This is a genomic window from Staphylococcus sp. GDY8P85P, from assembly GCF_017892405.1.
Classification (GTDB): domain Bacteria; phylum Bacillota; class Bacilli; order Staphylococcales; family Staphylococcaceae; genus Staphylococcus; species Staphylococcus borealis.
In genome coordinates this window covers 21,853-28,602 of record NZ_JAESLA010000055.1, presented here as the reverse complement: position 1 = coordinate 28,602, position 6,750 = coordinate 21,853, and the positions used below count along the sequence as shown (strand labels likewise).

Below are 6,750 nucleotides of genomic sequence, written 5' to 3'. Positions count from 1 at the left end.
CATGAAATTAGCATCATGCTAGCAAGTTAAGCGAACACTGACATGATAAATTAGTGGTTAGCTATATTTTTTTACTTTGCAACAGAACCAAATAATATATCTTTTAATCATATTGTAGATTAAAAGATATATATGAAATTCAATTATTTTCATGGATAGTGAATAAACATTTTAGTTGCTATACTTTTAATATCCATTTTTGACGTGCTTTCGAATTAAGGGGATGCATGATTTCATTGGTTTCTGGATTCATGAGTCGTTTTACTTTCTTTTTATGTGGTTTCAACATCTCTAATACTTCATTAACACGTGCTTCAACACCGGGCTTTTTAGCGTAAGCGCCCCAAGCTAATATCACTTCATCTGACTCTTTCACTGCCTTCATAATTTGAATATCTGTATGCTTATCATACGCATTTTCTAAATGTTTGAGATTGATAGGGGTTGTAATATTAGAGTATAGATTCACAAAATTGATTGAACCAAATGCATCCATTTCTGAAACTTTGTTCATGATGAGTTGGGTCGTTAGGTCAATATTGAGAATGCCATCATAATGCGGATACATTGTAATGATTGTGATTGATTGTTTTTCACTATTCCATGTTTTCTTAAGTAGATAGCGATGTTGTTTGTCATCACTGAATATGGCTTCTGTTTTTAATGTACTTTTGATTGTTTCCATATAATTTTCACTCCTCTAGTATTCTTCAGGTAATAACATGACATAATAAGAAAGGTCTACATCATCTTCTCGAATAATGTAGACCTTATTGATATTGATTGCTTTTGAATAATTAGCTTTATGGATTTTCGCATATTCAGGTCGTTCTTGTTTGTGTTTGATATATAATTGATTGCGATGCTTATTGAACTGGAATATATGAAAATAATCTACTGAAGTATTATCTTTGGTTTGTTCTTGTTCTCGCTCAGATACGAGTTGCCATAATTGGTGTTGTAAGATATTAGGTAAGTTGTTGGCGATACCCCGGGTGATATATCTATTCATAAGAGACTTCCTTTCGTTCTGACTCTTTCATCCAAATGATGATTTCACTTAGTATTGTAATGACTAATTGTGTAATTTTGATGTATTTATGCATTTTATTGTCCTCCTGTTAGTAAGTATCGTTGATCCAAAAGAGGCATGATAGTGTTGTGTAGGTATAAGAAATCCATATCGTGATTTTCGTCGATATAACCGATGGCTATGAGTTGTTTCTGATAGTAGAGAATGAAAGGATAGATATTACTTTCATGAAGTGTGTCAGAGTAGTAGGTATTAGTCTGAAGTGTTTTATTACTGAGTGGGCCAAGTCTTACATATTGATTGGGTAAGATATCATCAGCGATTTCCTCGATAGATTCGCAGTGCCACACTTCGTCCCTTGGCAGATTGAATAAGTTGGTTATATAGTGCTTGAGTTGTTGTTCTAGTGTCATGGTTATGACCTCCTAATGTATTTGATTGATGTATGCATGTGATACATCATTTTGATAATATATATTTGATTTTTATTTCATTTCGCTCACTTTTGTCACTAATAACTAAGTGGTAAAAGTGGTAATTTGGTCGATGAAATAATCATTTTGACCATATATTTCAAATTGGAATTTGGGCATAAAAAAAGACCCCCAATCTTTTTTCAAAGATTGAGGGATAAGACTTTCGTCAATTTTATACCTTACAAGTTTTACTTGTTTATCTGTCGTAATTTCAATTGAATCAATTAACATTTTCATAAGTTGATTTTTAGCTTCGGGTGTAGCCTTTCTTAAGTACACGCTGAATCGTGTTATCATCAAAATGAGTCGTCCTTTTAATTTATCAAAATTAGGTATTTCATCCTGTGATTGATTTGCTTGTTGCGCTTCTTTAATTTGTTGATCTAATACTTCTAACTGTTGATTCATTTGACTTTGTTTAGCTTTTAACATTTCGCTATCCATCTGATCATCTAAGAACAATTCTAACAATCGTTCTTGTTGTGTTTTAAGCTTAGCTTTTTGTTTTTCTAAACTATCAATGTCATATTTAATTTCTGTTTGGTTACTATGCTTTTGTTTCAGTTCTTCTATCACATTTGACGCAATCTGCTTGATAATATCTGGTTGAGACAGAATACGATTCAAATGAACATTAATTACACGCTCGACGACTTCAGCATTGATGGAATTACTGTGACATGCAGAACTCCCTGAACGATTGAATAAGGAACAAATGTAATAACGCTTGATTGTCCGTTCTTTGGACTTTTTCGTTTTATAATACGTCCGTCGACATACCATATTATTTCCGCATTCTGGGCATTTAATAAGGCCACGTAAGTAGAAATCTCCACCAATAGGTCTGCCCGGTTTAAAACTTTTAGAAGCTAATTTTTCATGAACTTTATCAAATACCTCTTCACTTATAATGGCTTCATGTTTACCTTTGACCAATATCACATCATTTTTATCACTTTTGCCACTTCTTCGCTGTACAGCCCAGTTTTGATGGTTATTGAATCTGACATAGCCTTTATAGACTGGATTATTCAAAATGTATTTAACACCATACACTGAAAATGGCTTTTGATTAATAGTACGATACCCCTTTTGATTAAGTACGGTTGTAATGGCTTTGAGGCCTTTATTATGATTCAAATATAAATCGAAAATTTCACGTACAATATTAGCTTCATTTTCATCGATAACCAAATCATTTTTCTGTGTAAGTGGATTAAGTGATAATTTGTAGCCTAAAACACGACCGGTGATTGCCTCTCCGCTCCTTGCCTTAGCATTCATAGAAAGTTTCACATTCGAAATCAAAGTCTGGCGTTCTATAGATCCTATTAACCCAAACATTGTAACGAGTACTTCTCCAGAAGCATTGGATGTATCAATATTCTCAGAAATCGATTTATACCCTACATCATGTTCTTTGAATTCATGAATAATATTAAACACGTCTCTCATTGATCGTGAGATACGATTCAATTTCCAACTTAACACCATTTCGATTTTATTATCCTTAACATCTTGTAATAGACGTTTCATTGCCGGACGACCTTCAATATTTTTACCTGAAATGCCTGAGTCAGTATATGTCTCATAGTCATAACCTGGGAAATTTTTCACAACTTCTTTGATGAGTACTTGTTCCTGCTCATGGATTGAGTACCCATGCTCCGACTGCTCTGACGTACTAACGCGTGAATAAAGTGCAATTTTACCCTTCATATCATACCGCTCCTTTTATTAGATTATTGCTACAGACTATCGGTCTTGTAACAACATATAGATAATATATATTTATAATTTCGTTTCATTTTTATCACTTTTACCACTTAATCATATGAGTACTACAGGCAACTGCCTGTAGTACGTAATTAGCCTTAATTACCTTTATTGATACGTTCTTCTATGATAGGTACAAGCACTTCTACAAATGCTTCAATTTGTTCATTATTCATCGTCAAAGTCCTCCCAATCAAAGTCCAAATTCTCTTCATCTAATGCCTCATCGTCTGTTATATTTTCATTTTTATCTAATGAAATAATATTATCTTTTTCCGAAATATCATGAATCTCTTTTTTATTGGCTTCTTTCCAACCTAAATCAATCCAATAATCGTAGCCATTGTATAGTTTGGTTTGAGTATCAAAGTTTGCTTGAATTAACTGTTTAATAACCTGAGAACTTACCTTTATTTCTTCATTAATAACTTTATTTAACTCGGATACTTTGATTCGTGATCCTGATTTGATTTCTATAAGTTTTCTGAGTAAATTAATACATGCTTTCTGATTTGCATTACTTACGGACCTGCTAGAAACAAATTCATATCCAAAATTTAACCAATCGTGAGTAATTTCAGTGACACGGCTATTTTCAAGATACTCGATATCTGCTTTTACAATCTGTTGATACACATACATCAAGTAAAGAAAGATTTCTTTCTTCTCACTCTGGAGCTTATCAATTAATGAAGTGTCCGCTTTTTCAACATAATACTCACATGGAATAATATTAATTCGACGCTCCAAAGCTTTCGCATGTTCAGGAGGAAAATTAAGTATCGCATTTGTACTAAAAATAAGTTTCAAATCCAAAATGACTTCCACTTGAGTTTTTCCTTTACGATCAACATGCATTGATTCTACAGATAATAACTTTTTGAAGTCATTTACGATCTTTTCTTGAATCCTAGATTGCCCAATTTCATGACTTGCCATTAGACTTTTGTCAATTAAACTTTCTTTGTCAAAACGACCTTCAAGCTCATTAAGTGGCTTAGACACAATATCTTTACTATAGAAAAATGATTTAACTAGTTCAATATATACAGATTTACCATTCTTAGCTCCACCATATAATATGAGACCCCTACGGTATTTAGTATCAGCTGTAAGTAATACTGCTGTATGTTGGAAAAGAAAGTATTGTAAATCATCGTCATAATTCGCAAGTTGTAACATATATTGCTTAAAATAAGGCGGTATCTTATCAGTAATTACATCATTTGTACTTAATGATAAATTCAATCGTGTTTTTGGAAAGATATCGATTGAATTTTTAACGACTTGAAACGTATTAAGATCGAACATATTTTCACCACAACCAATATAGCGCTCATTCTCAACAAGTTCTTCTACATCTGTTGATTTTTGCAATCCATCTACGACATTTTTTAGAGTGCTTAGTGAAGGCTTATAATCTACAAGCAATACTTGTATCATTTTAGATATCAACCCTTGTAATTCATCTCCATTTATCTTTTGCCACCCGTTAACTTTGAAAATAAACAGTTCTGAATTAAAGCGTTTGATATGAAAAACCTTTATCATCATTTCCATGAGTACGGTGTCATTAGGATTCTTCTTAATACCAAAATAACTATAGATGTTAGGTTGATAATCCGTATCTTTTGGGATATTAAGTCGTAACTGATCGATAAGTTCGTTATACACGGTTTCACCTTGAGCCGTTTCTTCTATTTCATCGTTATTATTAACAGGAATAGTTAGGATAGCAATCAGACCTTGACGGTCGATTGCCTCCTTGGCCACACTTAATAGCTTAGATAACATTTGTAATATATGATTCATGATAATACGCCTCCAAACGCATCTAACGATGCTACATCTTGTACATAATAGTTACCGTTATATTGACCTAATAGAATTAAATGTTTCTGATCAATATAAGGCTCATAGTTTTCATGACTTGCGCTATAGTTGCTATGACGTTTCAGCCAATCATGAATTGACAACTGATTAGCGCTCGGTTTTGTTGGAATATTACGATTCGCATATACAATCTGATTGTTCACTTCAATTTCATACGTGAATTGGTGCTTTATTTCACCTGAGAAATCTGTTTGGATCACAGAATGTAACGTAGCTACATATATATTATTTTCTTTGATTGGTGTACTACTTGGGATGTGTAGGCTTTGTCCTCTATCATTATTCATGGTCTACGCCTCCTATTTCTTCCACTGTCACATGTGCAAATTCACCATTGAACAACTGGTTAGCCGTATCTTTCATTAACTGACCCACATTTTGTGCAATTTCTTCATCTTCACATTCAATCATAATCGCATCGTGTATAGGTACTATAATCTTGAACGTTTTTTGATCGCACTGTGCTTTGTACACTTTTAGCAGAATGTGCTTGAAAATATAACTCGCTACAGTTTGTACGTAGATTGCCATAATACTGCTACCTTGAAATGCGCTCATATCATGCTCAATACTATAAGGCATAGGCATGGAATTACTCTTTTCAACGTGCTTCTTAAGTTCAATGACTTTTGTAAATTGGCTGACCGCATCCAACCATTGTACTTCACTTACATATTGATTCAGCTTGAATTTAGGATTTTTGAAGTTACCTCCAAATAGAAACGAACCAATAAATGCACGTTTAACAAATACACGTAGCTCATCTGATAAGCCTAATTCACTTAGCAATGCGTCATACAGTCCGTCTTTCTGATTTAACAAGTCAATCAGTTTTGAATCTTGAGTCATGTACGCTGCAACTGATGGTTCAAACGATTTAAAATCGACTGTATACACCTTCTTAAATTTTGAAGGTAAAATCGTATGTTGGACTGCTTTAGGTAAGCCTTGAAGATTAAAATTTTTAGTTGTAATTCGATGTGTTCGTGTACCAATCAACGATAATTGCGTATATAATCGATTCGTACCATTTAATGCCTGTTCTAACCTATCAAATAGCTTTTCGATTTTATCAGAATGTTCATCATTCTTGGCTCTTTCAAGCATTGTTGCTTTGATATCGGGTAATTTATCGATATTAAGCGTAATAGGTTCTGATTCAATCTCTTCCTTTAATGATTCCAATCCTTGATGTACTTCCACGTATTGGTCTAACTTAGCTTTTTCATCAGCTAAAAGTGCATTATATTGTTGATCAAGCTGCTGACTGAATTGTTGCTGCAATTGTTGAATGTCATCTTGGTTAGATGACTTGTCCATTAGCCATTGCTGTGTTTTGTCACTTTGAGTCAATGACATCAGTTTGTCTCTTGTCTCCATATAAATTTGCTCCTTTATAGCAGAAAGTTGCGCGCTAACTTTTGCTTTAATTTTTTATTTGTCTTGGCCTCGACAATGTATAATTTAGCGATATTATCCTAAGATGTAATTGAGTTATTAAAAAATCACCAAAAAAATAAACCCAACAAACATTGATATAACAAGGTTTGTTGGGTTTATTTTTTTATTTAA

7 protein-coding genes are annotated in these 6,750 nt (G+C 33.2%); all 7 read right to left on the bottom strand.

The features are described 5' to 3' along the window. Positions 1 to 178: 178 nt before the first annotated feature. Positions 179 to 685: a DUF1643 domain-containing protein gene (locus KA828_RS11400; protein ID WP_000447786.1), complete on the bottom strand. Its 507-nt coding sequence runs from the start codon at positions 683 to 685 to the stop codon at positions 179 to 181. Between the two features lie 15 nt (positions 686 to 700). Further along, positions 701 to 1,012: a DUF960 family protein gene (locus KA828_RS11395; RefSeq protein WP_001083109.1), complete on the bottom strand. Its 312-nt coding sequence runs from the start codon at positions 1,010 to 1,012 to the stop codon at positions 701 to 703. 95 nt (positions 1,013 to 1,107) lie between these two features. Next, positions 1,108 to 1,446 carry an SAUGI family uracil-DNA glycosylase inhibitor gene (locus KA828_RS11390; protein WP_000171559.1) on the bottom strand — a complete coding sequence of 113 codons (339 nt, stop codon included), beginning with the start codon at positions 1,444 to 1,446 and terminating at the stop codon, positions 1,108 to 1,110. Between the two features lie 105 nt (positions 1,447 to 1,551). Further along, on the bottom strand, positions 1,552 to 3,228 hold the full coding sequence (ccrC, locus tag KA828_RS11385; RefSeq protein WP_000676596.1) for a cassette chromosome recombinase CcrC: 1,677 nt from the start codon (positions 3,226 to 3,228) through the stop codon (positions 1,552 to 1,554). 225 nt (positions 3,229 to 3,453) lie between these two features. After that, positions 3,454 to 5,097 carry a DUF5906 domain-containing protein gene (locus KA828_RS11380; RefSeq protein WP_001015578.1) on the bottom strand — a complete coding sequence of 548 codons (1,644 nt, stop codon included), beginning with the start codon at positions 5,095 to 5,097 and terminating at the stop codon, positions 3,454 to 3,456. Then, the gene (locus KA828_RS11375) at positions 5,094 to 5,465 is read right to left on the bottom strand and encodes a hypothetical protein (protein ID WP_001058156.1); all 372 of its coding nucleotides are present in this window, start codon (positions 5,463 to 5,465) and stop codon (positions 5,094 to 5,096) included. Before KA828_RS11375 ends, KA828_RS11380 begins: the two co-directional genes overlap by 4 nt. Then, positions 5,458 to 6,558 (bottom strand): DNA polymerase family A protein, encoded by a 1,101-nt coding sequence (locus tag KA828_RS11370; protein WP_000449985.1) that lies wholly within the window; start codon positions 6,556 to 6,558, stop codon positions 5,458 to 5,460. Before KA828_RS11370 ends, KA828_RS11375 begins: the two co-directional genes overlap by 8 nt. Between the last annotated feature and the right edge of the window lie 192 nt (positions 6,559 to 6,750).